This window comes from Buchnera aphidicola (Taiwanaphis decaspermi) (genome assembly GCF_039405155.1).
GTDB classification, from domain to species: Bacteria; Pseudomonadota; Gammaproteobacteria; order Enterobacterales; family Enterobacteriaceae; genus Buchnera_M; species Buchnera_M aphidicola_B.
This window is the reverse complement of the sequence record NZ_CP135049.1, coordinates 303190-328690: the sequence shown is the minus strand read 5'-3', so window position 1 is coordinate 328690 and position 25501 is coordinate 303190. Positions and strand designations below refer to the sequence as shown.

Below are 25501 nucleotides of genomic sequence, written 5' to 3'. Positions count from 1 at the left end.
CAATTTTTTTAAAATACGTTATAATTATTATATTATAATAATTAGTATTTTAAAAATGTTTTTAAATATATTTTTAAAATAAAACATAAATAATTATAATAATAATATTAAACATAATTAAATTTTAAATAAAATAATAAATAAAAATGTTAATTTTGTATTTGAAAAAATATTAATTTATTTTTTAACAAATAATTGTTTTTTTATTAAATTTTATATATTTTAATAATAATTATATAATTTTTTCTAAGAAATAAGTTAAACTTAATTAATGTGTTTTTTATAATAATTCTAACGATATCATTTCTTTTATTGTTTGTGCTCTTCTTATTTTTTTTATCTCATTTTTTTTAGTTATTAAAAATTCTGGTATTAATGGTTTACTATTATAATTAGATGACATACTTGATCCATAAGCTCCAGTGTCATGAAATACTAAATAATCACCTATTTTTGCTTTAGGTAATAACCTGGTTTGTATTTTACCAGAACTATCTTGAGTAAATATATCTCCAGATTCACATAAAGGACCTCCTATTACATAGGAAATTTTTTCATTTGTAAGTTTTCTATTATCTATAGGCATCAGAGAAATATGATGGTAACTACCATATATTGAAGGTCTAATCAAATCATTAAAACCTGCATTTACTAAAATAAAATATCTATTATTCACTTTTTTTATTGTTCTAATTTGACTAATCAATACTCCTGATTCAGCAACTATAAACCTTCCTGGTTCTATTTCTAAATAAATTTTATGTCCTAAATATTTTTCTATTTTCTTTCTTGTATTATTCCATAATTTAAAATAATTATTTATATTTACATTTTTTTCTTTTGGAAAGTATGGTATGGGAAGCCCACCTCCACACGATATATATTGTATATCTTTTTTAATATTGATAACATTATTTAACATTTCGTCACATACTTTTACAAGGTTAATATATTTTGCCCCTGATCCAATATGCATGTGTAATCCTATTAAATCAAAATCAAATTTTTTCATTTTTTCTATGGCTTCAAATATATTCCATATACCATGTTTACTATTTTCACCTCCTGTATTAGTTCTAATATTATAACCATCTCCAAATTTTGGATTTATCCTTAACCATATTTTATGTTTAGGAGAAAATTTTCCTAATTGATTTATCATATCAATAGAACCTATATTTACTGGTATATTAAGATCTACAATTCTATTTATTGTCTTTATATCTAATAAATCTGAAGTAAATACTATATTATTATTATTAGGAGAAAAACCTGCTATTAAAGATCTTTCTATTTCCCCTAAAGATACAGCATCAATCTTTACATTATTGTATTTAAGTATTTTTAATATACTTATGTTTGAACAAGATTTTTGTGAAAATCTTATTATGTCAAACATTGCTAGTTTTTTTAATTTATCTAAAATAGTTTTTTCGTCATAGACCCATATCGAAGTTTCATTATTTTTTGCTAATGGTAATAAATTATCTATATTCAATGATGTTTTTGAATTATATATATTTTTTTTCATGATAACCTTTAAATAATTTTTGTATAATTAATGTATCTAATTATTTTTAATCATAGGAAACAATATAACATCTTTTATATTAGTACTATTGGTAAAAAACATTACTAATCTATCAATACCTATACCTAATCCAGCAGTTGGAGGTAAACCATATTCAAGTGCTTTTATATAATCTTTATCATATTTATGTGTTTTTTGAGAATAATAGTTGTCTTTTTGATCTTTAAATCTATTTTCTTGATCTACAGAATCTGTTAATTCTGAAAAACCATTAGCTATTTCTATACCATTAATAAAAAATTCAAATCTATCTGCTAAATTAGGATCATTAACATTTCTTTTAGCTAAAGTAGATACTTCAACTGGATATTCAGTAATAAAAGTTGGATTTATCAATTTTTTTTCTATATGTTTTTCAAAAATTCTTATAATAATATTATTTATGTTCCATTTTTTATCAATAAATAATCCAATCTTATTTGAAAAATCTTTTAATTTTTTTATATTGTTCATATCTGATATTTTTATTTCAGGATAATATTTATTTATAGCAGATTTTATTGTTAATGTTTCGAAATTTTTATTTAACTTTAATATGTTTGAATTACAATTGATAATTTTATCTTCTGATATTTTTTTTGCTAAAAATCTTAAAAGTTTAATTATAAATTTCATCATATATTTATAATCAGCATAAGCTATATATATTTCCATCATAGTAAATTCTGGATTATGTTTATAAGATATTCCTTCATTTCTAAAATTTCTATTAATTTCAAAAACTTTTTCAAAACCACCTATTACCAATTGTTTTAATTGAAGTTCGGGTGATATTCTTAAAAACATATTAGTATTATAAGAATTATTATATGTCATAAAAGGTGATGCATTAGCACCACTTGGTATATTTTGTAGCATTGCAGTTTCAACTTCTACAAATTTTGATTTGTTCATATACATTCGTATTTTTTGAATTATTTTCGATCTTGCTATAAATATTTTACTAGTATTAATATTACTTATAAGATCTAAATATCTTTGTTTATAACATAATTCTTTATTATGTAAACCATGATATTTGTTTGGTAAAGGTCTAATAGATTTGGTTAAAAGAAATATTTTTTTACAAAATATAGAAAGCTCGTTAGTATTGGTTTTAAATAACTTACCATATACTCCTATAATATCTCCTAAATCTAATTTTTTTACATTATTATAAATAATAAAATTTATATTTTTTTTGTTCAAATAAATTTGTAAAAAACCTCCCATATCTTTTAAAATTAGAAAAGACACTTTACCTATTATTCTTTTTTTTATTATCCTACCAGCAACTGAAACTTTTATTTTTTTTTGTTCTAACGTTTTTTTATTTTCGTTTCCATATTTTTTATGTATATCACATGATATATTTTTTCTTTTAAAATTATTTATTGATGTTAATTTATTATCTTTTATTAATTTTAATTTATCTTTTCTTATTTTAATTTGGTTGTTTTTTTCATGTAATGTTTTTCCAGAATTAATATTTTTTATTTTTTTCATTATTACAATCCTAGTTTTAAACTTGCTTCAATAAATAAATCTAAGTTACCATCTAGAAAATTTTGTATGTTGCATGTTTCCATTCCTGTTCTTAAATCTTTTATTCTAGAATTATCTAAAACATAAGATCTAATTTGATTACCCCATCCTATACTAGATTTAATACTTTCTAAAATTTTTTTATCTTTATTTTTTTTTAGTAACTCTAATTTATATAGTTTTGATTTCATTTGTTTAATCGCTTGTTCTTTATTTTGGTGTTGAGATCTATTATTTTGACATTGTGTTACAATTTTTGTTGGTAAGTGTGTAATTCTAACAGCTGATTCAGTTCTATTAACATGTTGTCCTCCAGCTCCTGAAGCTCTATATACATCTATTCTTAATTGAGATGTATCTAATTCAACTTTTATTTTCTTTTCTATATCAGGATATACAAATATTGAACTAAAAGATGTGTGACGTTTATTATTAGAGTCAAAAGGACTTTTCCTTACCAATCTATGTATACCAGTTTCTGTTCTTGTCCATCCAAAAGCATATTTTCCTACAATATGAATTGTGGAAGATTTAATACCATTTGGATAACTATAAGATTCTTCTGTGATTTTAGTTTTAAATTTTTTTTTTTCTGCCCATTTTAAATACATTTTTTGTAACATTTTAGACCAATTTTGAGATTCTAATCCTCCTGAACCTGATTGTATATCTATATAACAGTTTAATATGTCATTTTTTTTTGTAAACATTTTTGAAATATTAAGTTTATTAATTTTTTGTTCAACAATATAAATTTCATACATTATTTCTTTAAAAATTTTTTTATCAAAATTGTTTATATATAATTTAAATATTTCTTTTATATCGTTAATATTTTTTTTAATATTTTTTATTTTTCTTATAATACAAATTAATGATGATCTTTTTTTGCTTAAAATTTTAGCATAATAATTATTTTCCCATATATTTTTTTTACTCAATTTTATATTTATTTTTTTTAATTTTTTTTTTTTTTTATGATATAAAAATTTTTTTTTAATAATATTATATTTATTAAATAGTTTTATTATTTTTATATTTATTACATTATTATCTATCATATTTTTTTTTATTAACAAATAATGTTTATATTTTTTATAAAATTAAATATATTAAATAAATATTTAATTCATATTTTTTTTAAGTTATATTTAATATTTATATTATATATAAATAAAATGAATTTTGGTTAATTGTATAATAAAAATTATTAAACACATTATTATAAATAATGTTAAGGATTAAATGTCAAATATTTTATATTTATTAAATAAAAAAAAAAATGAAAAAAAATATATAATTATTAAAAATTTATCTATTGTGTCAGTAAAAGGAAAAGATGCAAAACTATTTTTGCAAAATCACACTACTTCTGACATAAATAAATTAAAAAAAAATGAACATATATTTTCTTCTTTTTGTAATAGTAAAGGTAGAGTTCGTAGTGTATTTAGAATATTTAAATATTTTAATGGATATGCTTATATTCAATATAATCAAAATGTTAAAAAACAAATATTAGAGTTTAAAAAATATTGTATTTTTTATAAAGTAAAAATATCAATTTTAAAAAAAATATTCATATTTGGTTTTATATATAGTAAAAAAATAAAAAAAATATTAAATAATATCTTTTTTAAAATTCCTAATAAAAATAATACTTTTGTTAAATTTAAAAAAACATTTATTTTTTTTTTTAAAAAACCAATTAAAAGATATTTAGTAGTTACAACACTTAAATATTCAGAAATAATTTTAAATACAATGCAATATAATAAAATATATAGAGATGTTGATGATATATGGTTAATCCTTGATATTATGTCAAAAATACCAATGATATTTAAAATGAACAAATCTATATTTATTCCTCAAGAAATAAACATTAATATAAAAAACAAAGGAATATGTCTAAACAAAGGTTGTTATCAAGGGCAAGAGATAATTGCTAAGTATCAATTTAGAAATATTTTGAGAAGAAATATTTTTTTATTTTATAATGATAGAGATATTGTATTAAATCATAATGATTTTATAGAATATAATAATAATGGAACTTGGATAATAATAGGAAAAATATTTTTTTTTGTAAAATTTAATAAAAAAAATTTCATTCAAGCTATTTGTAAAAATATTAAATATAAAAATGATAAATTTCGTATTTATAAAAAAAGATATGAAATAGAATTATTTTCTTAAAAAATAAAATTTAATTTTTATAGTAAATCACTTATTTTTTGTAAAATTATTGCATAATTTTTATAATAGTATTATTTTTTAAATTATTAATTATAATCTTAAATAAAAATAAAATATTTATGAAAAAAGGTATTATATTCATTATTTCAGCTCCTAGTGGTACAGGAAAATCTACTCTAATAAAAAAATTATTAAATAATAATTCATATCTTTTTTGTGATATGACAATTTCTATTTCTTACACAACAAGAATTATCAGACCTGGGGAACATAATGGAATACATTATCATTTTATATCTAAATTAAAATTTAAAGAGATGATTGATAATGATGATTTTTTAGAATATGCTAAAGTTTTTAATAATTATTACGGAACATCTAAAAAAAACATTAATAGATTCATATCAAATGGTATCAATGTTTTGTTAGATATAGATTGGCAAGGTGCTCGTCAGATTAAAAAGAAAACAAATAATTCAAAAAGTATATTTATTTTACCACCATCTATTAAAGAATTATATACTAGATTAAAAAATAGATCTCAAGACAGTGATGATGTTATAAATAAACGTATGTCGAAAGCTATATCTGAAATCAATCATTATTCTGATTATGATTATTTAATCATTAATGATAATATAAAAATTGCAATAGATAATTTAAAAAGCATTATTGTTTCTTCTAAATTAAAAACTCAATATCAAAAATATAATCATAATCAGTTACTTAAAAATTTATTAAATAATTCTATTTAACATATATAACAATTATTTTTTATTATTTTTTTTTCTATTAAATATTTTTCTGTTTTTTTCTTTAATTTCTTTTTTTCTGAGTCTTATTGCTTTAGGAGTAATTTCTACTAATTCATCATCATTTATAAAACTTAAAGCAAATTCTAAGTTAATTTTGATTGGTTTAGTCAATATCACAGATTCATCTGTACCAGATGCTCTCATATTAGTTAATTTTTTTCCAGTTAAACAATTTACTGTCAAATCATTTTGTCTATTATGTACACCAATTATTTGTCCTTCATATACTTGTTCTCCATGTGATATAAATAGTTGACCTCTATCTTGCAAATTAAATAGTGCAAATGCAACAGCCATACCATTACCATTAGAAATAATTACTCCTTTTTGTCTTTCTCCAATTTTTTTTGTTGTTATACTATCATAGTGACTAAATGAAGAGTGCATAATACCACTTCCAGAAGTGATATTCATAAAATGAGAATGAAAACCTATCAAAGCTTTACTGCTTATAATATAATCAATACGTACTATACCAAAATTATCTTGTGTTATATTTTTTATTTTTGCTTTTCTTTCTCCCATGTATTGCATTATAATTCCTTGATATTTTTCATTTATTTCTATAAATAAATTTTCAAAAGGTTCTTTTTTTATATTATTTATGGTTTTATAAATAACTTTAGGTCTAGATACTTCTAATTCAAAACCCTCTCTTCTCATATTTTCTATCAAGATAGATAAATGTAATTCTCCTCGTCCACAAACTAAAAACATATTGCTATTGTTTGTTTCTTCAATTTTTAATGATACATTATTAATGGTTTCTTTATGTAATCTATTCATAATACTTCTTGAAGTTATGTATTTACCATCTTTTCCTGCAAAAGGAGATGAATTTACACAAAAAAACATTTTTACTGTTGGAGATTCTATATTTATAACAGGCATTTTTTTTAAATTGTTTGGATCACATATAGTATCTGAAATATTTAATTTTTCTATACCTGTTAAAGCAATAATATCTCCTGCATAAGCTATTTTTTTTTCTATTTTTTTTAGTCCTAAATAAATTAATATTTTATTTATTTTACTATTATATATATATTTTTTTCCAAGTACTGTTACTTTTTGATTACATTTAACAATACCACTGTGTATTTTACCAATACCAATTACACCTAAATAATTGTTATATTCTAATTGTGAAATTTGCATTTTAAAAAAAGATTTTTCATTTGAATTAGGATATGGAGAATTTTTTATTATAAAATCAAGTAATGGTTTCATATTGTTTTTCATATTATTATAATCTAAACTTGATTTTCCTAATAATGCAGAGGTATAAATTACTGGAAAATCTAACTGTTCTTCCGTAGCATTTAAATTAGCAAAAAGATCAAACACTTGATTTATTACCCAATCTGGTCTAGCATTTTCTCTATCTATTTTATTAATTACTAATAACACTTTTACATTATTTTCAAAAGCTTTTTTAGTTACAAATCTAGTTTGTGTCATCGGACCATCTACAGCGTCTACTAATAATAAAGCTGAATCTACCATAGACATAACTCTTTCAACTTCTCCACCAAAATCTGAATGACCAGGAGTATCTATTATATTGATATGATAATCATTCCATTTTATAGCTGTATTTTTAGATAATATAGTTATTCCTTTTTCTTTTTCCAAATCGTTAGAATCCATTATTCTTTCAGATAGTTCTGTATTTTTTTTAAGTACACCTGATTCATGTAGCAATTTATCTATTAAAGTTGTTTTTCCATGATCAATATGAGCTATTATAGCTATATTTTTTATTTTTCTTTTCACTATTTTTCCTTTTTGATTAAATATACATTTTTTTTAATATTTTTAAATAATTATTAATTGTGTTAAAATATTTATTGTTTTTTAAATAAAAAATTATTATGAATAGGAGAAATTTATTGTCTAAAATAATAAATTACAACAACACATTATTTTTTAATAGTTTTAATAAAATTAAAAATATTAATATAAATAATGGCGTAGAAATAGTTTTAACAGGTTATTCAAATTCTGGTAAATCTAGCTTAATAAATTCAATAACTTGTAAAAAAAAATTAGCTCGTGTAAGTAAAAAACCAGGAAGAACACAATTAATAAATTTTTTTAATATAAATAAAAGTTTTAGATTAGTTGATTTACCTGGATATGGTTATTCTAATGTTTCTACTTTTAAACAAAATAATATGCAAAAATTAATAAACGATTATTTTTATTTTAGAAAAAAAATAATAACATGCATTTTTTTAATAATTGATGTAAAAAATAGCATAAGATATTTAGATTATAATATTGTTAACTTTTCAAAATTAGAAAATAAAAAATTAATAATTTTATTAACTAAAACAGATAAATTTTCTAAAACTAATTGTAAAAAAAAAAAAAATATAATAAAAAAAGAAATATCTAATATTTATTCAAACATTAAAATATATGAAACATCTTGCAAAAATAAAAAAGGAATATCTTCTATAAAAAATAAATTAAATGAAATTTATAAAAATTACAATAAACATTTTATAACAAATAAATATTAATATTTATTTAACCAAACATCTTTTTTTAAATATATCAACCAATTATTAAAATTTATTTTTAAAAATATTTTTTCTAATTTTTTTTTATGAGGTTTAGATAATGATAAATTTACATCAATTTTTACATTTAATTTAATTTTTGCTAATTTGTAAGATAAAAAAGCTAATTTTTTGTATTTTATTAAATTAGATATTATTTTTTTTTTGCACCTTATTTGTAAATTATCAATTAAATTTATATTTTTATATATTTTTTTTATATTTCCAATATTTGTTAACAAAACAACAGCTGTTTTTTTTCCTATTCCACAAACTCCAGGTATATTATCAGAAATATCTCCTACTAAAGATAACCAATCAATCATCAAGTTAGGATAAACACCATATTTATTTTTTATTTCTTTAGCACCTAAAATTTTTTTTTTATATATATCTAATATATTTATGTTCTTATTAACTAGTTGAGAAAAATCTTTATCTGAAGTTAAAATTAATACTTTCATTTCTTTTTCTTCTTTTTTAGCTATTGTCCCGATAACATCATCAGCTTCTACATATTTAATGATTAACAAAGGTATACCCAACAATTTAATTATTTTGTATAATAAAGGAAGTTGTTTTTTCAAATCTTTAGGCATTTTTTTTCTTTTTTCTTTGTATTTTTTATATATTTTTTTTCTAAAATCATTTTTTTTATGATCAAATATTATTGCTATTTTTTTTGGTTTATATTTTATTATAATTTTTCTTAATAAATGTAATAATCCATAGATAGCTCTTACTTTAATATTTTTTTTATAAGAAATATTTTTAGAAACATAATATGTTCTATAAAGATAAGAAAAACCATCTATTAAAAATAAAGTTTTTTTCATAATTATTTTTTTTTGCTATTAAAAAATTAAATAATTTTTTTATAATTTAAAATTATTTATTTTATTTTTTTATAAGAAATTTTATTAAAGAATAATATTTTTCTATAAATTCATTTATAGAATTTGCTTTTATTTCATAATTATTTATTATGTATTTTCCTTTTATAACCATGGTAGGTATATTTTGTATTTTTGTATCTTTTAGAGATTTTTCTTCTTTTTCCATCAACATTTTTACACTAAAGCTGTTCCAAAGTTTATCATAATCTTTTTCTCCAATTCCAGTTACTTTTATAAATAATTGTTTTATTTTTTCTTTATTATTTATAGTGTGATATTTTTGTACACCCTCAAACATAGGTAATAGTATTTTATTTTCTATTCCTAATAATTGAGCTATGCACCACATATGAGTCAAATTTTTACCTAATTCATTACCTAAAAAATTTACATGATATTTATTTATCATATATTTTTCTTTCATTTTTTTTTGCAATAAATCGTTAATATGAAATTTAATTTCTTCTTGATAACAATAAGGACACAAAAATGAAAAAAATTTTGTTATTTTAGGCATATATTCAACTTTGTTATTTATTACATTATAATCTTTATTTTCTATAAATTGGCAAGAATAAATTTTAGATGATAAAAACATTCCAAATATAAATATAATTATTTTTCTCATATATTAATCCTGTATTAATTTTTTATTTTATTTGATTGTAAAATGTAATATATTAATATTTTCATATATAAACATTTAATACAATCTTTCAATATGTACAAAATAACTGATGACATATGTCAAGCATCTTATAAAATAACTGGTTGTAATTTTTCAAAACATACTCCATTTATTAAACAATATATTATTTTAAAAAAAAAAAACATAGATTTAATAATGTTATATCGTATGGGTGATTTTTATGAATTATTTTATAAAGATGCAATAATAGCTTCTGAAATTTTACAAATAAATTTAACACATAAAGGATATTCTGCAAATAAAAAAGTTATTATGGCAGGAATACCTCATCAATCTTTAAACTTTTATTTAAAAAAATTATTAAATTCAGGAAAATCAATAGTTATTTGTGAACAAATGTCTAATAAAAATAATGTTAAAAAAGGACTAATAAAAAGAAAAATAGTTCGCATAATAACTCCTGGTACAATAACAGATGAATCATTATTGCCTGAAAAAGATGATGTTTTTTTAGCAGCTATTTGGGAAAAAAAAAAAAATTTTGGTTATTCTTATTTAGATATTAATTCAGGAAATTTTTTTATATCTCACCATAATAATATAGATTATATTTTATCTGAAATAGAAAGAACTGATCCAAAAGAAATATTATACCCAGAAAATTTTAATTTTATGAGTTTGATTGTACAATGTTCTAATATAAAAGAAAGATCCATTTTAGATTTTTCTTATGAAGAATCTTATTATCAATTAAACAAACATTTTAATACTTGCAATTTAGATTGTTTTGGTATTTCTAAAAAACATATTGGGTTACCTGCTGCTGGATGTTTATTGAAATATGTAAAAAACACTCAATTAAACATTATTCCACAAATTAGATCTATAAAAATAAATTATTTCAAAAATAGAATAATATTAAATTATGCAACTCAAAAAAATTTAGAAATCACAAAAAGTTTTTCTTTAAACAACAAAAAAAACACATTATCTTATGTTTTAGATTACACTAAAACCCCTATGGGTAGTAGAATGTTAAAAAGATGGTTGCATTCTCCATTAAGAAATTTAAATAAAGTAAAAAAACGTCAAGATGCAGTAGAAGAACTTATTCATTTATATGATTGTTTACAACCTTATCTTTTTAAAATAGGTGATTTAGAAAGAATTATTGGTCGTTTCTATTTAAAAACAGCAAGCCCTAAAGATTTTATCATTATGAAAAATTCTTTATTGCAATTTATAAAAATAAAAAAAAAATTAACTAATGTTAACTCTTATTTGTTAAAAAAAATATCAAAAAAAATTGTTATTTATGACAATTTATATAAATTAATAGATAAATCTATAACAAATTATCCATCGATAAAATTTGGTGATGGTATTATTATAGCTGATAATTATAATAAAAAATTAGATTATTTGCGTTCAGTTTGTACAAACAATAAAGAATATTTGAAATATATAGAAATATCAGAAAAAAAAAAAATAAATGTAAATTCATTAAAAATAAAATTTAATAATATTATAGGTTATTATATTCAAATAAATAAAAAAGAATGTTCTAAAATTTCTAACAAATATAAATGTATTCAAACATTAAAAAATGTTAAAAGATATACTATTAAGAAATTAAAAAATTATGAAAAAAATGTTTTGTTATCTAAATCAAAATTGATTTCATTAGAGAAAAAATTATTTAATGATTTATTTGATTTAATATTTCCATATTTATCTTCTTTAAAAAAAATATGTAATTATTTATCAATTCTTGATGTTTTATCTTCTTTAGCAAAAAAATCTCATTCTTTAAATTATGTACGTCCCAAATTAACCAAAAAAAAAACAATATCCATAAAAAAAGGACGTCATCCAGTAATAGAGAAAATTTTAAAATCTCCTTTTATATCAAATTCAGTTAATTTATCTAAAAAAAATAGATCATTACTTATAACAGGACCAAATATGGGTGGCAAAAGTACTTATATGAGACAAACAGCTTTAATTGTTATAATGGCTTGGGTTGGAAGTTTTGTACCTGCAAAACATGCGGAAATTGGTATTATAGATCAAATATTTACCAGAATAGGAGCTATTGATGATTTATCTTTAGGTAAATCAACTTTTATGATGGAAATGACTGAAACAGCATGTATTCTAAATAATGCTACAAAAAATAGCTTAGTTTTAATAGATGAAGTAGGCAGAGGAACCTCTTTTATTGAAGGTTTATCATTAGCTTGTTCTTGTTTAGAATATTTAACAAATAATATAAAATCTATGAATTTATTTGCAACACATTTTTTAGAATTAACTGTTTTAGAAAAAAAAATGAAGTTTATAAAAAACATTTATTTTGAAGCAATAAAATATAATAAAAAAATAATTTTTACATACAAAATAAAAAAAGGTTTTTCTAAAAATAATTATAGTATAAATGTTGCATCTTTAGCTGGTTTACCTAATTTAATTATTAAAAAATCAAAAAAAAGATTAAAAAAAATGAAAAAGATAAATAACTCTTATTTATTAAAAGAAAATATTTATTAAAAATCTATAAAATATATTATGAATTATTGTTTATATTAATTTTATCTTAAATTTTATATTTTGTTTTTATTTTTGATTTTATTTTTATTTAAAATTTTTATAAATATTGTTAAATTTTTAAATTAAATAAAATTATTTACATTAAAACATAATATAATTTAAAGTTTTATTAATATAAAAAAAGTTTTAATAAAAAATGAAATTTTTTTTTTAAATAATAAATATTAATTTTTATTAATGATATTAAATAGGGCGTTATATTAAACACCCTTTAAAAATTAGATATAGTTTCCTTTTTTATTTATGTAAAAATATTTTTTTTTGTTATCAAATAATTTTTCTTCAATTCTTATTAATTGATTATATTTTGATGTTCTGTCTGATCTACTCATAGATCCTGTTTTTATTTGATGAGCACAAGTTCCAACAGCTAAATCAGATATAAATGAATCTTCTGTTTCTCCAGATCTATGAGAAATTATAACATTATAATTATTTTTTTTTGCTAAATTGATAGTTTTTAAAGTTTCAGTAATAGTTCCAATTTGATTTGGTTTAATTAATATAGCATTACATATGCTATTTTTTATTCCTTTTTTAAGAATATTATAATTAGTTACAAATAGATCATCTCCAACTAATTGTATATTTTTACCCATATATTCACTTTGATATTTAAAACCTTTCCAATCTAATTCAGATTGACCATCTTCTATTGAAATAATAGGATATTTGTATGTTAAGTCACTTAAATATTTAGTAAATTCTTTATAATTAAATTTTTTATTTTCATTTGTTAATTTATAAACATATTTTTTATGATTATATAATTCTGATGCCGCACAATCTATTGCTAATGTAATATCTTTATTTAATTCATATCCAGATTGTTTAATAGCTTGAATGATAAAATCTAAAGATTTTTCATTAGATGATAAATTTGGTGCGTAACCTCCTTCATCTCCAACTGAAGTGTTAAATTGCATTGTTTTTAATATATTTCCTAGATTATGAAATATTTCACATCCCATTCTAATTGCATTTTTAATGTTTTTCGCACCAATTGGTTGAATCATAAATTCTTGAATATCAACATTGTTATTTGCATGTACACCTCCATTTATTATATTTATCATGGGCAAAGGCATAAAAAATGATTCTTTTTTTATTTTATTTATTTCTGCTATACGTTCATATAATGGTATTTTTTTAAAAATAGCAGATGATTTCAATACAGCAATAGAAACAGCTAGTATACCATTAGCTCCAATTTTTGATTTATTTTTTGTGTTATCTAAATCAATCATCATTTGGTCTATGTCTTTTTGTTCTATAGCATCTTTTGTTATTATCTCATTTTTAATGTATTTATTTATATTATGGATAACTTTTTTAACTCCTTTACCATGAAAACGATTTTTATCTAAATCACGTATTTCTACTGCTTCTTTAGATCCAGTAGATGCTCCTGATGGCACTGAAGCTATACCTATACAACCACTTTTTAAATGAACTTCTACTTCTACTGTAGGATTACCTCTAGAATCTATAATTTCTCTACTTATAATATTTGATATTTTAGACATTTTTCATTACCTTTATGAAAAAACTTATATTTAATATTAATATTTATTAATATTATAATTTTTTGCATAAGACACAAAACTTGAAAATAACGGGTGACTGTTTCTTGGAGTAGAAATAAATTCTGGGTGAAATTGACATGCTATAAACCAAGGATGATTTTTTAATTCAATAATTTCTACCAAATTGTGTTTAGAAATACCAGCAACTGTTAATCCAAATTTTTTTATTTTTTCTAATAATTTATTGTTTATTTCATATTTATGACGATGTCTTTCTATAATTGTTCGTGCTCCGTACAATTTATAAGATAAACTATTTTCAAATAAATAACATTTCTGGTTACCTAATCTCATACATTTTTGTGTATGTTTATTATTTTTTTTTGAATTTTTATTTTTAATTTCTGATATTAAAGATACTACTGGATATTTACATTTAGGGTCGAATTCAGTAGAATTAGCATTTTTCATACCTGCAACATTTCTTGCAAATTCTATTATTGCGATTTGCATTCCTAAACATATTCCTAAATATGGAACTTTATTTTCTCTTGCATATTGTACAGCTAATAATTTACCTAAAATACCTCGATTTCCAAATCCTCCAGGTATTATAATACCATCTATTTTTTTTAGAATATTTATACCATTTTTTTCTATATTTTTAGAATTTATTAATTTTATTTTTATAGATAATTTATTTTTTAATCCAGCATGTTTCAAAGCTTCTATGACAGATTTATATGCATCAGGCAGATTGACATATTTTCCAACCATACCAATAGTTATTTTTTTATTTTTAGGGTTGGATTCAGCTAATACCACTTTGTTCCATTCAGACAATTTGGTATCAGGTGCTTTCAATTTAAAATGTTCACAAATATAATTATCTAAACCTTGATTTTTCAATACTCCTGGTATTTTATATATAGAATCCAAATCTTCTAATGATATAACTCCTTTTTCAGAAACATTACAAAATAAAGCGATCTTCTTTTTTTCGTTTATAGGTATTCTTATACTAGATCTACATATTAAAACGTCAGGTTGAATACCAACTGATAATAATTCTTTAACTGAATGTTGGGTTGGTTTTGTTTTTACCTCTCCGGTAGTTATCATATAAGGAACTAATGTTAAATGTACATATATAATTTTTTTTCTACCAATATCAGAAGACATTTGTCTTATAGCTTCTAAAAAAGGTAAAGATTCTATGTCACCTACAGTTCCACCTATTTCTACTAATACAACATCTCTATTTTTTGCAACTTTAACAATTCGAGATTTTATTTCGTTAGTAATATGAGGTATTACTTGAATTGTAGATCCTAAATAATATCCTTTCCTCTCCTGAGATAAAACTTTAGAATATACACTTCCAGTAGTAAAATTATTTAAACAAGTCATTTTTGTATTTATAAAACGTTCATAATGACCTAAATCTAAATCTGTTTCTGCCCCGTCTTCTGTTACAAAAACTTCACCATGTTGAAATGGACTCATATTTCCTGGATCAACATTGATATATGGATCTAGTTTCATTATAGTTACATTTAATTTTCTAGATTCTAGTATTGCTGCAAGAGATGCTGTTGCAATTCCTTTACCTAGTGATGAAACTACTCCACCGGTTACAAAAATGTAATGTGTATTCATGTTAAACCAGAGATTTTATATAATCTAGAATGGAATTATTGAAGTAATAAATTTCATATCATTTATATATAAATTAATTTGATGATAAATAATAAATGTGAAATATAATATATCATATTTTATTTTTAATAAAAATAAAAAATATCATATAATTTATTTTTTTGTATTTTTTAATTCTACAATTCTATTAAATTTCCAAACATGATTATTTTTAATTTTTTTTAAATAAAAATATCCTATTCTTTCAAATTGATACCTTTTTTTTTCTTTTATATTTTTTATACCACGTTCTACATATCCTTTTTTAATAATAATAGATTCATTGTTAATAAAATTTAAGAAATATTTCTTAGAATCAGGATTTTTAATATTAAATAATCTTTCGTAAAAATTGAATTGTGCAATAAAGCAATTTATAGATGATAACCAATGTATTACTCCTTTTACTGATCTGTTTTTAGGATTTTTATTTAAGGTTGTTTTATCATATGTACATAATAGTTTTATTATTTTATTTTTTTTATTTTTTAATACTTTGTTACATTTAATAATATATGAGTAACGTAATCTTATTTCGCCATTTAAGATTAAACCTCTATATTTTTTATTAACATTATTTTCTGAAAAATCATTTTTTTCTATATATATAACATTACTAAAAATTGATTTTCTAAATCCCATATCAATTCTATTAGGATGATTAGGAAAGTTAATATTTTCTACATGGTTTTTAGGTAAATTTGTTATTACTATTTTTATTGGATCAACAACAGCCATTATTCTTGGAGATTTTAAGTTTAACTCTTTTTTTATACAATTTTCCAATGAAGACATTTGTATCATATGATCTTTTCTAGTAATTCCTATAACATTACAAAATTTTCGAATAGAATATGGTGTATATCCTTTATTCCTCAAAGAAGAAATAGTAAATATTCTTGGATCATTCCATTTTTTTATTATATTATTGTTAATTAATGTTTGTATTTTTCTTTTAGATAAAACTGTATATTCTAATTTTAATCTAGAAAATTCATATTGTTTAGGTTTATTTTTAACTTCAATATTTTTTAATATCCATTCGTATAAATAACGATTTTCTGAAAATTCAGAAGTACATAAAGAATGTGTAATTTTTTCTATATAATCAGAAATACAATGAGCAAAATCATACATTGGATAAATACACCATTTATTTTTTGTTTTGTGATGTTTTGTAAATTTAATGCGATATAAAATTGGATCTCTCATTAAAATTATTGGGGAAGACATGTCTATTTTTGCTCTTAAACAAGCCTTGCCTTCACTAAAATAACCTTTTTTCATTTTTTCAAACAAAGATAAGTTTTCAGATATACATCTATTTCTATATGGACTATTTATACCTTTTTTATTTAATGTTCCACGATGGTATTTTATTTCTTCATGAGACATTTCGTCAACATAAGCTAATTTTTTTTTTATTAATTTTAACGCATATTTATATAGTATTTTAAAATATTTAGAAGAATAACATGTTGCTCCATGCCATTTGAAACCTAACCATTTAATATCTTTTTTTATATATTTTATATATTTTTTGTTTTTTGAATTGGGATTTGTATCATCAAATCTTAAATTACATTTTCCTTCATATTTTTTTGCCAATCCAAAATTTAAACAAATTGATTTTGCATGACCTATATGTAAATAACCGTTAGGTTCAGGAGGAAATCTAGTATGTAATTTTTTTATTTTTTTTTCTTTTAAATCTTTTTCTATAATCTTTTTTATAAAATTATTCATTTTTTAATATATTTTATTTTTTTATATAATCATTATATTATATTTTTCATAAATCTATAATTAATTTTAACAAATATGTTGCATATAATGCGTATTATAATATAATATGTTTCAAATATTAATTTTAAAAAATTAATTTTTATTAAAAGCTAGCTATATAGCTCAGTTGGTTAGAGCACAGCACTCATAACGCTGAGGTCATGGGTTCAAATCCCATTATAGCTAATTATTATTTTATATTAATATATTGAATAGATAATTTATTTTTATGCGGAAGTGGCGAAATGGTATACGCACCAGATTTAGGTTCTGGCACTTAATTGTTTGCGAGTTCAAGTCTCGCCTTCCGTATTATTATGTGTAAAAAATGGGGTATAGCCAAGAGGTTTAAGGCACCGGTTTTTGATACCGGCATTCCTTGGTTCGAATCCAGGTACCCCAGAATATATATATATATTAAAAATTATTAACGTATTTATATGTATAAAATTAATTTTTATTAAAATTTTGAATTATTTAAAAAATAATAAATTAAATATCGGTATTCATTCTATGAATCAAAACAAATTAAAAAAAATAGTGTCGAAAGAAGCGTTAAAATATATTGTTCCCAATAGTATAATAGGAATAGGTACCGGTAGCACAATAATAAAATTTATAAAATTATTAAAAAAAATTAAAAATTTAATAAAAGGAGCTGTATCTAGTTCTTTTATTTCAACAAACTATCTTAAAAAAATAGGTATACCTATAATTAATATAAATAAAATTGATAAATTATCAATTTATATAGATAGTGCAGATGAAATTAATAATGATCTTGAAATGATAAAAGGTGGAGGAGGAGCTTTAACTAAAGAAAAAATAATTGCAGCATCAGCGCAAAAATTTTTATGTATAGTTGATGAATCAAAATATGTTAAAAAGTTAGGCAAATTCCCATTGCCAATTGAAATAATACCAATGTCATGTTCTTATGTTGTTTCTGAAATAACTAAACTAGGAGGTTATCCTAAAATAAGAAATAATTTTATCACTGAAAATTATAACAAAATTATTGATGTATATAATTTTAATATTATTAACCCTTCAATATTAGAAAATAAAATAAATAACATACCAGGAGTAGTAACAGTCGGTATTTTTACTAAAGATTGTTCCGCTGATATTGCTTTAATAAGTACTACTAATTTAGGTATTATAAAAATAAAAAAAAAATAATTTAAAAAAAAATAAATATTATTAGAATAATTTTAAAAATATAATTATGTATTATTTTGTTAATAAGATATAATATCTTAATTAATTTTTTAAATAAGTATCAATAATATATGAACAGTTTTTTTTTAAACGTTTTATAATAAGAAAAAAAATAAGAAACATAAGAAATAAATTAGATTATAAAAAAAAAATATATTCAGGAATTAAAATTAGTGAAAATATTATTAATAATTTTATAAATAATAAAAATAATGAAAATATAGCAATTTTTATATCTTTTGATGGAGAAATAAATACATCATTTCTTATAAATAAATTATGGTTTTTAAATAAAAACATATATGTACCAATAATAAATAATAAGTATAAATATATAGAATTTGCTAAATATGAAAAAAATAGTTTTTTATGTTTAAACGCTTTTAATATTTTAGAGCCTGTTTATAAAAAAAAAATATCATATTATGATTTAAATATTATAATAGTACCAGTTGTAGCATTCAATAATAAAGGTTATAGATTAGGTTTAGGGGGTGGATTTTATGATAAATTGCTTTCTAATTTATATAACAAAAAAGATATTTTGCTAATTGGTGTTGCATACGATTTTCAATTGGTTGACTATTTTCCTGTCTTTGACTGGGATATACCTATACCTATTATTGTTACTCCTGAAAATATTTTTAATTTTTCAAAAAAAAAAAAATCTTATAAATACATTCAATAAATATGTAATTTAATATAAAAAATATAAGAACATATTTTATTATTTTCTAATTGTACATGCTTTATATACATACATATTATGATTTCCTTGTATGTTAAATATCATGTTGTCTCGTTGACATTCCCATTCATTTACGGGATATTTATTGTTCCACGCTTGCATGAGATTTGTCTGTTTTTTAGATAATTTTATTTTATATGTATCTCTCATGTAAAAATATGTTCTAGCAATAATCCCTCTAGTATTTTCAGGTGGTTCGATAATTTTTTCTTTAAAATTTATTTTTACTTTGCATTTACCGTATTGTTGTACATCATTGTTATTGTTCCACTGACTATACATAAAGTTAGCTCTATCTCCGTTTATTTCTCCTATTGCAGGTTGTAAATTATGTAAATCAGATTCAATTTTTTTATAATTTATGTCTTTATCACAATTTTTTCTACCTCCATGTTTCCAGCAACCTTTTTGATGTCCAAATTGCCAAGCTGGCATAACATGTTCCCATTCTATTCTATTAGCCCTATTATAATTTTTTCTTATTATATAACCACAAGAATTTAGGTCTGGTATTCCTTTTTTTCCATTCCATATTATTTTACATCCACAATAAAATGATCCTGGAGCATATTTATTAATTTTGGATGATTCAATTTTTGCTTTATAAAAATTATTTTGTGTATATCTTTTGTAGTTTATTTTTTCGTTATAAATAATTCCATATGATAAAAAAGAAAAACTTAAAAAAAATGAACTTAATATAAATGTCAATAATTTTTTCATTTTTATAATTTATCCAACGTTAGTTTGACATTATACTAAATAAAAAATAAAAATTATTTAAATATAAATAGTGTTTTTTATTTATTTAATATATTGCGAGATCTTTTTGTTTCTTTTATTATTATTTTTTTGTTTTTTTTATTTATTTTTTTATTATTTAAATAATTATAATATTTTTTAGAAAGTTTTAACCCCCAATCAATAAAACCATATTTTAACATATATTTTAACATTTTTCCAGATAAAGTCATTTCTGGGCAATATGAACATATAAATAATTTTTTACATGTTTTTTGATAATTATTGTTTTTTACATCTATTATTTTAGCAATATTAAATAAATCATTAAAAATGTGTTTAATTATTTTTTTTAAGTAAAAACTATTTTTAAAATTGTGATTAATTTTAATTTTTTGGTTTGGTTTCCTTCCTTCTAATATTATTTTGTTCCAATTTTTATAAGATAATTTAAGTTCTTTATTATTCATTCTTGGTGAGTCAACTAAAGAACACCAAATAAGAAATAAATCTAAAAACATTATTTGTGTTTTATCAATACCTATAGGAGAAAAAGGATTTATATCTAAAGATCTTATTTCTACATATTCTATTCCTTTTTCAGATAAAGAATCTAATAAAGATTCATTGTTATAAGTTTCTCTTTTTGGTCTTATTTTTATATATAGTTCATTCTCCATTTGCAATATATTTGTGTTTAATTGTTGTATATTTTTATTTTCTTTGTTTTTTTTTGAAAAAATTTTAGAAGAAGTATTTAAAGCATAGTTAATGTTTTTTATATAATCTTGTAAATTATTAAAAGATATATTTATTTCAGGTTGTATATTGTCATGATAACCTAATTCGCTCATTCTTAATGATGTTGCCCAAGGTAAATATAGTGTATTTTTGTGTTTTAATAAATTTAAATTAGTTTTTTTTTCTTTTAAATAAGAAGAACAAATACCAGGAGAAGATCCAAAAAGATAAGGTATAATCCAACCGAATCTAAGATAATTTCTCATCATTTTTAAATATCCATTATTTGCTAATTCTTTTCCAGTTAATTTATTATTTTTTTTTTTTATTTTCTCCCAAAAAACTAAAGGTAATGAGAAGTTATAATGAACACCAGATATAATATTCATTAAAGTACCATATCTATTTCTTAAACCTTTTCTGTATGTTTTTTTTTTTTTTCCTAATGGCGAATCACCATATTTAGCTAATTTAATATCTTCAATATTAGATATATAACATGGCATACTAAAAGGCCATAAATATTCATTATCTATATTTTTAACAACATATTTATGTATGTCTTTTAAAAAACTTATAGTAAAATTTATATTTTTGTTTTTTGGTGTTATTAATTCCAATAAACTTTCTGAAAAATCTGTAGTTATAAATTTATGATACAAAGAAAAACCTAAAGAACATGGATGAAATTTTGTTGATATTTTTCCATTATCATTAATTCTTAATGTTTCTCTTTCTACACCCCTACATATTTTTTTTAATATAAAAGGGTACTTTTTTAATAAAGATAATTTTTTAGATATATCTTTTATTAATATATTTTGCATATAATGTTTTTTATTAAATTTAAAATTAATTTTTTTTTGATAAACAAAATTAAATTTATATGCATCCGAGAGGACTCGAACCTCTAACCTTTCGGTTCGTAGCCGAGAGCTCTATCCTATTTGAGCTACGGATGCTTTTATAATAACGATGAGAGAGGGATTCGAACCCTCGATGTGTTTTAAATACATATTCCCTTAGCAGGGGAACGCCTTAAACCACTCGGCCATCTCATCAAATTCTAATATTTAATTATATTAAAAAATTAATGTCAAGTATTTGCAATCATACTTTTTTTAATTAATATGTCAATTATTTTTTTTTAATATATAACGTCTCATAATTTATGAGACGCTTATTATTTTTTAATAATTAGTATTTATTTGGTTTTTTTCTGCTTTAATTCTTTGATAAATTTCTTCTCTATGTACTGAAATTTTTTTAGGAGCATTAACTCCAATACGTATTTGATTTCCTTTAACTCCTAGTACTGTTACTGTAACTTCATCTCCAATCATCAGAGTTTCTCCAACTCTTCGAGTTAGAATAAGCATTGTTTCTCCTTAAAATATCAAAAATTTATTTTTATGTATGAAATTATAATAAAATGTATTTTATTTAAATAATATTTAAATTAATTTTAATCATTAAATAATATTTTTACAAATTATTTATTTTATTTATAATTTTTTTTTTTGTTTTTGATAAAGCAAAATTTAATATTTGAACATTTTTACCACTACCATGTGCTATTTGTTTATTACCTCCACCATTACCATTTATTTCATTAGTTATATTTTTTATTATTTTAGAAGCATCAAAATTTTTTGTAATGTTTTTAGTAACGCTAGATGTTAAAAATGCTTTTTTATCATATATAGTAACCAATATTACTATCGTATACTTAAAATATTTTTTAATAATATTAATTGTATCTTGCATAGATTTTTTTGTTATGTTTTTTATTATACTAACAATTAAATTTATATGTTTTATTTTAATTGATTTTTTTATTAATTGTTTGCTTAATAAATAATTTTCTTTATTAGTTAATAATTTTATTCTTTTTTTTAAAGATATGTTTTCTTCAATATTTTTTTTTATATTATTATAAATATTATCTACATTTGTTTTTAATATGTTAGATATATTATTAATCAATAAGTTTTGATTATTAATATACGATAATGTTCTTTTTTCTGTTATTGCTTCTATTCTTCTAATACCTGAAGAAATATTATATTCTTTAATAATTTTAAATAATCCTATCTCTCCTGTATTTTTTACATGAGTTCCAATACATAATTCTTGAGAAAAATCATTTATATATACAACTCTAACTTTTGATTTATATTTGTTTTTAAATAATGATAAAGTTTTTTTTGTATCAATTTTTTTTATATCAGTTGTTTTTGTTTTTATTTTTATATTTTTAAAAATTTTATAATTTACTAAATTTTCTATTGAATGTATATAATTTATATCTATTTTTTTATCATAAGAAAAATCAAATCTTAAATAATTTTCGTTTACCAAGGAACCTTTTTGTATTATATTTTTTCCTAATATTTTTCTTAATGAAGAATGTAATAAGTGCGTAGCTGAATGATTTTTTTGTATCAATAATCTTCTACTTGAGTTTATTTTTGCATCTACTGTTTGATATATTGTTAAAAATCCTTGTTTTATTTTTCCAATATGATATATACAATTATTATTATGAATAGTATTTGTAACTTCAAATTTCCCGGTAGAACTTTTAATGAAACCAGTATCTCCTATTTGTCCTCCTGATTCTCCATAAAAAGTAGTTTTATCTAAAATTATAACATTTTCTTTATTTGCTATGGTTTTATTTATATTATTATTTTTATATATAATTGATATTATTTTACTTGTAATATGATTTTTATCATATCCTTCAAAAACAGAAAACATTTTGTTATTTTTTATATTATAAATAATATCATTTAAAAAAATATTTTTTTTGTTATTTTTTCTACTTCTTTTTTTTTGTTTTTTCATTTCTTTATTAAAAGACTTTTTGTCAATTTTTATATTTTTGGTTTTACATATATCTTCTATCAAATAAATTGGAAATCCGTAAGTGTCATATAAAAAAAAAGCTTTTTTTCCATTTAGTACATTTTTTTTTAATTTAGAAATATTTTTTTTTAATATTTTAAAACCTTTATTTAAAGTTAAATGAAATTTTTCTTCTTCTTTTTTTATAACTTTTATTATATATTTTTCTTTATTTATGACGTATTTATGATATTTATCTAAAGAAGATATTAAAAACGGTATTATTCTAAATAAAAATATATTTTTTATACCTAATTTGTATCCATTAATTGAAGCTCTACGTATTATTCTTCTTAATATATATCCTCTTCCTTCATTAGAAGGTAATATATTTTCTGATATTAAAAATGTTGCTGATCTAATGTGGTCAGAAATTATATTTAAAGCACAATTATTATTTTTTATAGGGATTTCTAACATTTTAGATATATAAAAATTTAATTTTTTAAATATATCTATTTCATATGTTGTTTTTTTTCTTTGTAATACAGTAGATATTCTTTCCAGCCCCATACCAGTGTCTACATACATTTTTTTTAACGGGATAATATTTCCATTAATCAAACGATTAAATTGTATAAAAACTATGTTCCAAATTTCTAAAAAGTTATTACTTATTTTGTTATTAATATTTTTGTATGATATATTGTAATCCATATCATAGAATATTTCTGTTGAATACCCACAAGGTCCAGTATCACTCATTTGCCAAAAATTATCAGATATATTTTTGTTTTTTTTGTCATTTTTAGTTAAAAAAATATTTTTCAAATTTATACTTGTGTTTTTCCTCCAAATATCATAAGTTTCTTTATCTTTTTCATGCACTGTGACATATAATTGTTTTGTTGGTATATTAAACCAATTTTTGTTTGTTAATAATTCCCATGCATATAATATAGCTTTTTTTTTAAAATAGTCTCCAAAACTAAAATTACCTAACATTTCAAAAAATGTATGATGTTTATTTGTTACACCTATATTTTCAAAATCATTATGTTTACCTCCTGTTCTCAAACAATTTTGTACCGTTACTATTCTTTTATAATTGCATTTTTCTTTTTCTAAAAATATATTTTTAAATTGGTTCATTCCTGCATTAGTAAACAACAATGATTTGTCATTACTAATCAAAGAACTACCTTCGATCAATTTATGTTTTTTTTTAATAAAAAAATCAACAAAAATTTTTCTGATATCAACAGTAAGTTTTTTCATAATTTTTAACTACAAATACCATATAAATTATTTTTATTAATAATATATATTAAGTATTTTAT

At 20.4% G+C, this 25501-nt stretch carries 19 protein-coding genes and 5 tRNA genes; 9 read left to right on the top strand and 15 right to left on the bottom strand.

Annotation, left to right across the window (positions count from 1 at the left end; all coding sequences use genetic code 11):
• Positions 1-280 precede the first annotated feature (280 nt).
• From lysA to prfB, 3 genes are read right to left on the bottom strand one after another with little or no spacing between them, the layout of a single operon-like run.
• Complete coding sequence (gene lysA / locus RJX39_RS01555; protein ID WP_343192488.1) at positions 281-1531, bottom strand: diaminopimelate decarboxylase; 1251 nt, start codon at positions 1529-1531, stop codon at positions 281-283.
• Positions 1532-1567: 36 nt separating this feature from the next.
• Positions 1568-3076, bottom strand: a complete 1509-nt coding sequence (gene lysS / locus RJX39_RS01550; protein ID WP_343192487.1) for a lysine--tRNA ligase — start codon at positions 3074-3076, stop codon at positions 1568-1570.
• 2 nt (positions 3077-3078) lie between these two features.
• Entirely contained in the window at positions 3079-4176 is a 1098-nt protein-coding gene (gene prfB, locus RJX39_RS01545; RefSeq protein WP_343192486.1) for a peptide chain release factor 2, read from the bottom strand.
• A 184-nt stretch (positions 4177-4360) separates the two neighbouring features.
• Between prfB and RJX39_RS01540 the strand changes: the two genes are divergently transcribed.
• Both RJX39_RS01540 and gmk read left to right on the top strand, forming a co-directional pair.
• Positions 4361-5314: a hypothetical protein gene (locus RJX39_RS01540; protein ID WP_343192485.1), complete on the top strand. Its 954-nt coding sequence runs from the start codon at positions 4361-4363 to the stop codon at positions 5312-5314.
• A gap of 119 nt (positions 5315-5433) precedes the next feature.
• Positions 5434-6069, top strand: coding sequence for a guanylate kinase (gmk, locus tag RJX39_RS01535; protein WP_343192484.1), 636 nt, complete (start codon positions 5434-5436; stop codon positions 6067-6069).
• A gap of 12 nt (positions 6070-6081) precedes the next feature.
• Here the strand turns inward: gmk and typA are convergent, their stop codons facing one another.
• Positions 6082-7905 carry a translational GTPase TypA gene (gene typA, locus RJX39_RS01530; RefSeq protein WP_343192483.1) on the bottom strand — a complete coding sequence of 608 codons (1824 nt, stop codon included), beginning with the start codon at positions 7903-7905 and terminating at the stop codon, positions 6082-6084.
• 116 nt (positions 7906-8021) lie between these two features.
• Between typA and yihA the strand changes: the two genes are divergently transcribed.
• The gene (gene yihA / locus RJX39_RS01525; RefSeq protein ID WP_343192482.1) at positions 8022-8657 is read left to right on the top strand and encodes a ribosome biogenesis GTP-binding protein YihA/YsxC; all 636 of its coding nucleotides are present in this window, start codon (positions 8022-8024) and stop codon (positions 8655-8657) included.
• Here yihA and RJX39_RS01520 read toward each other — a convergent pair.
• Both RJX39_RS01520 and RJX39_RS01515 read right to left on the bottom strand, forming a co-directional pair.
• Positions 8654-9532, bottom strand: a complete 879-nt coding sequence (locus tag RJX39_RS01520) for a 5'-3' exonuclease (protein ID WP_343192481.1) — start codon at positions 9530-9532, stop codon at positions 8654-8656. The two genes, yihA and RJX39_RS01520, sit on opposite strands and share 4 nt — an antisense overlap.
• A 61-nt stretch (positions 9533-9593) precedes the next feature.
• Entirely contained in the window at positions 9594-10220 is a 627-nt protein-coding gene (locus RJX39_RS01515) for a DsbA family protein (protein ID WP_343192480.1), read from the bottom strand.
• Positions 10221-10313: 93 nt separating this feature from the next.
• Between RJX39_RS01515 and mutS the strand changes: the two genes are divergently transcribed.
• Positions 10314-12791, top strand: a complete 2478-nt coding sequence (gene mutS / locus RJX39_RS01510; RefSeq protein ID WP_343192479.1) for a DNA mismatch repair protein MutS — start codon at positions 10314-10316, stop codon at positions 12789-12791.
• A 278-nt stretch (positions 12792-13069) separates the two neighbouring features.
• On the opposite strand, the gene eno is transcribed toward mutS, so the two are convergent.
• The 3 genes from eno to glnS form a co-directional block, all read right to left on the bottom strand.
• The gene (gene eno / locus RJX39_RS01505; RefSeq protein WP_343192478.1) at positions 13070-14377 is read right to left on the bottom strand and encodes a phosphopyruvate hydratase; all 1308 of its coding nucleotides are present in this window, start codon (positions 14375-14377) and stop codon (positions 13070-13072) included.
• Between the two features lie 36 nt (positions 14378-14413).
• On the bottom strand, positions 14414-16036 hold the full coding sequence (locus RJX39_RS01500; RefSeq protein WP_343192477.1) for a CTP synthase: 1623 nt from the start codon (positions 16034-16036) through the stop codon (positions 14414-14416).
• Between the two features lie 153 nt (positions 16037-16189).
• The gene (gene glnS, locus RJX39_RS01495; RefSeq protein WP_343192476.1) at positions 16190-17821 is read right to left on the bottom strand and encodes a glutamine--tRNA ligase; all 1632 of its coding nucleotides are present in this window, start codon (positions 17819-17821) and stop codon (positions 16190-16192) included.
• 151 nt (positions 17822-17972) lie between these two features.
• On the opposite strand from glnS, the gene RJX39_RS01490 reads away from it, so the two are divergent.
• The 5 genes from RJX39_RS01490 to RJX39_RS01470 all read left to right on the top strand — a co-directional run bounded on the left by RJX39_RS01490 (position 17973) and on the right by RJX39_RS01470 (position 19769).
• A tRNA-Met gene (locus RJX39_RS01490) sits at positions 17973-18046 on the top strand.
• 45 nt (positions 18047-18091) lie between these two features.
• A tRNA-Leu gene (locus tag RJX39_RS01485) sits at positions 18092-18172 on the top strand.
• A gap of 17 nt (positions 18173-18189) precedes the next feature.
• Positions 18190-18263: transfer RNA gene (locus RJX39_RS01480), tRNA-Gln, on the top strand.
• 110 nt (positions 18264-18373) lie between these two features.
• Positions 18374-19042, top strand: coding sequence for a ribose-5-phosphate isomerase RpiA (gene rpiA / locus RJX39_RS01475; RefSeq protein WP_343192475.1), 669 nt, complete (start codon positions 18374-18376; stop codon positions 19040-19042).
• Between the two features lie 103 nt (positions 19043-19145).
• Positions 19146-19769 carry a 5-formyltetrahydrofolate cyclo-ligase gene (locus RJX39_RS01470; RefSeq protein ID WP_343192813.1) on the top strand — a complete coding sequence of 208 codons (624 nt, stop codon included), beginning with the start codon at positions 19146-19148 and terminating at the stop codon, positions 19767-19769.
• A gap of 39 nt (positions 19770-19808) precedes the next feature.
• On the opposite strand, the gene RJX39_RS01465 is transcribed toward RJX39_RS01470, so the two are convergent.
• The 6 genes from RJX39_RS01465 to alaS all read right to left on the bottom strand — a co-directional run bounded on the left by RJX39_RS01465 (position 19809) and on the right by alaS (position 25439).
• Complete coding sequence (locus RJX39_RS01465) at positions 19809-20552, bottom strand: endonuclease (RefSeq protein ID WP_428994317.1); 744 nt, start codon at positions 20550-20552, stop codon at positions 19809-19811.
• A 77-nt stretch (positions 20553-20629) separates the two neighbouring features.
• Positions 20630-22138 carry a glutamate--cysteine ligase gene (gene gshA / locus RJX39_RS01460; protein ID WP_343192474.1) on the bottom strand — a complete coding sequence of 503 codons (1509 nt, stop codon included), beginning with the start codon at positions 22136-22138 and terminating at the stop codon, positions 20630-20632.
• 60 nt (positions 22139-22198) lie between these two features.
• Positions 22199-22273 (bottom strand) — tRNA-Arg (locus RJX39_RS01455).
• A gap of 11 nt (positions 22274-22284) precedes the next feature.
• Positions 22285-22372: transfer RNA gene (locus tag RJX39_RS01450), tRNA-Ser, on the bottom strand.
• A 129-nt stretch (positions 22373-22501) separates the two neighbouring features.
• Positions 22502-22690: a carbon storage regulator CsrA gene (csrA, locus tag RJX39_RS01445; RefSeq protein WP_343192473.1), complete on the bottom strand. Its 189-nt coding sequence runs from the start codon at positions 22688-22690 to the stop codon at positions 22502-22504.
• A gap of 106 nt (positions 22691-22796) precedes the next feature.
• Positions 22797-25439: an alanine--tRNA ligase gene (alaS, locus tag RJX39_RS01440; protein ID WP_343192472.1), complete on the bottom strand. Its 2643-nt coding sequence runs from the start codon at positions 25437-25439 to the stop codon at positions 22797-22799.
• Positions 25440-25501: the final 62 nt, after the last annotated feature.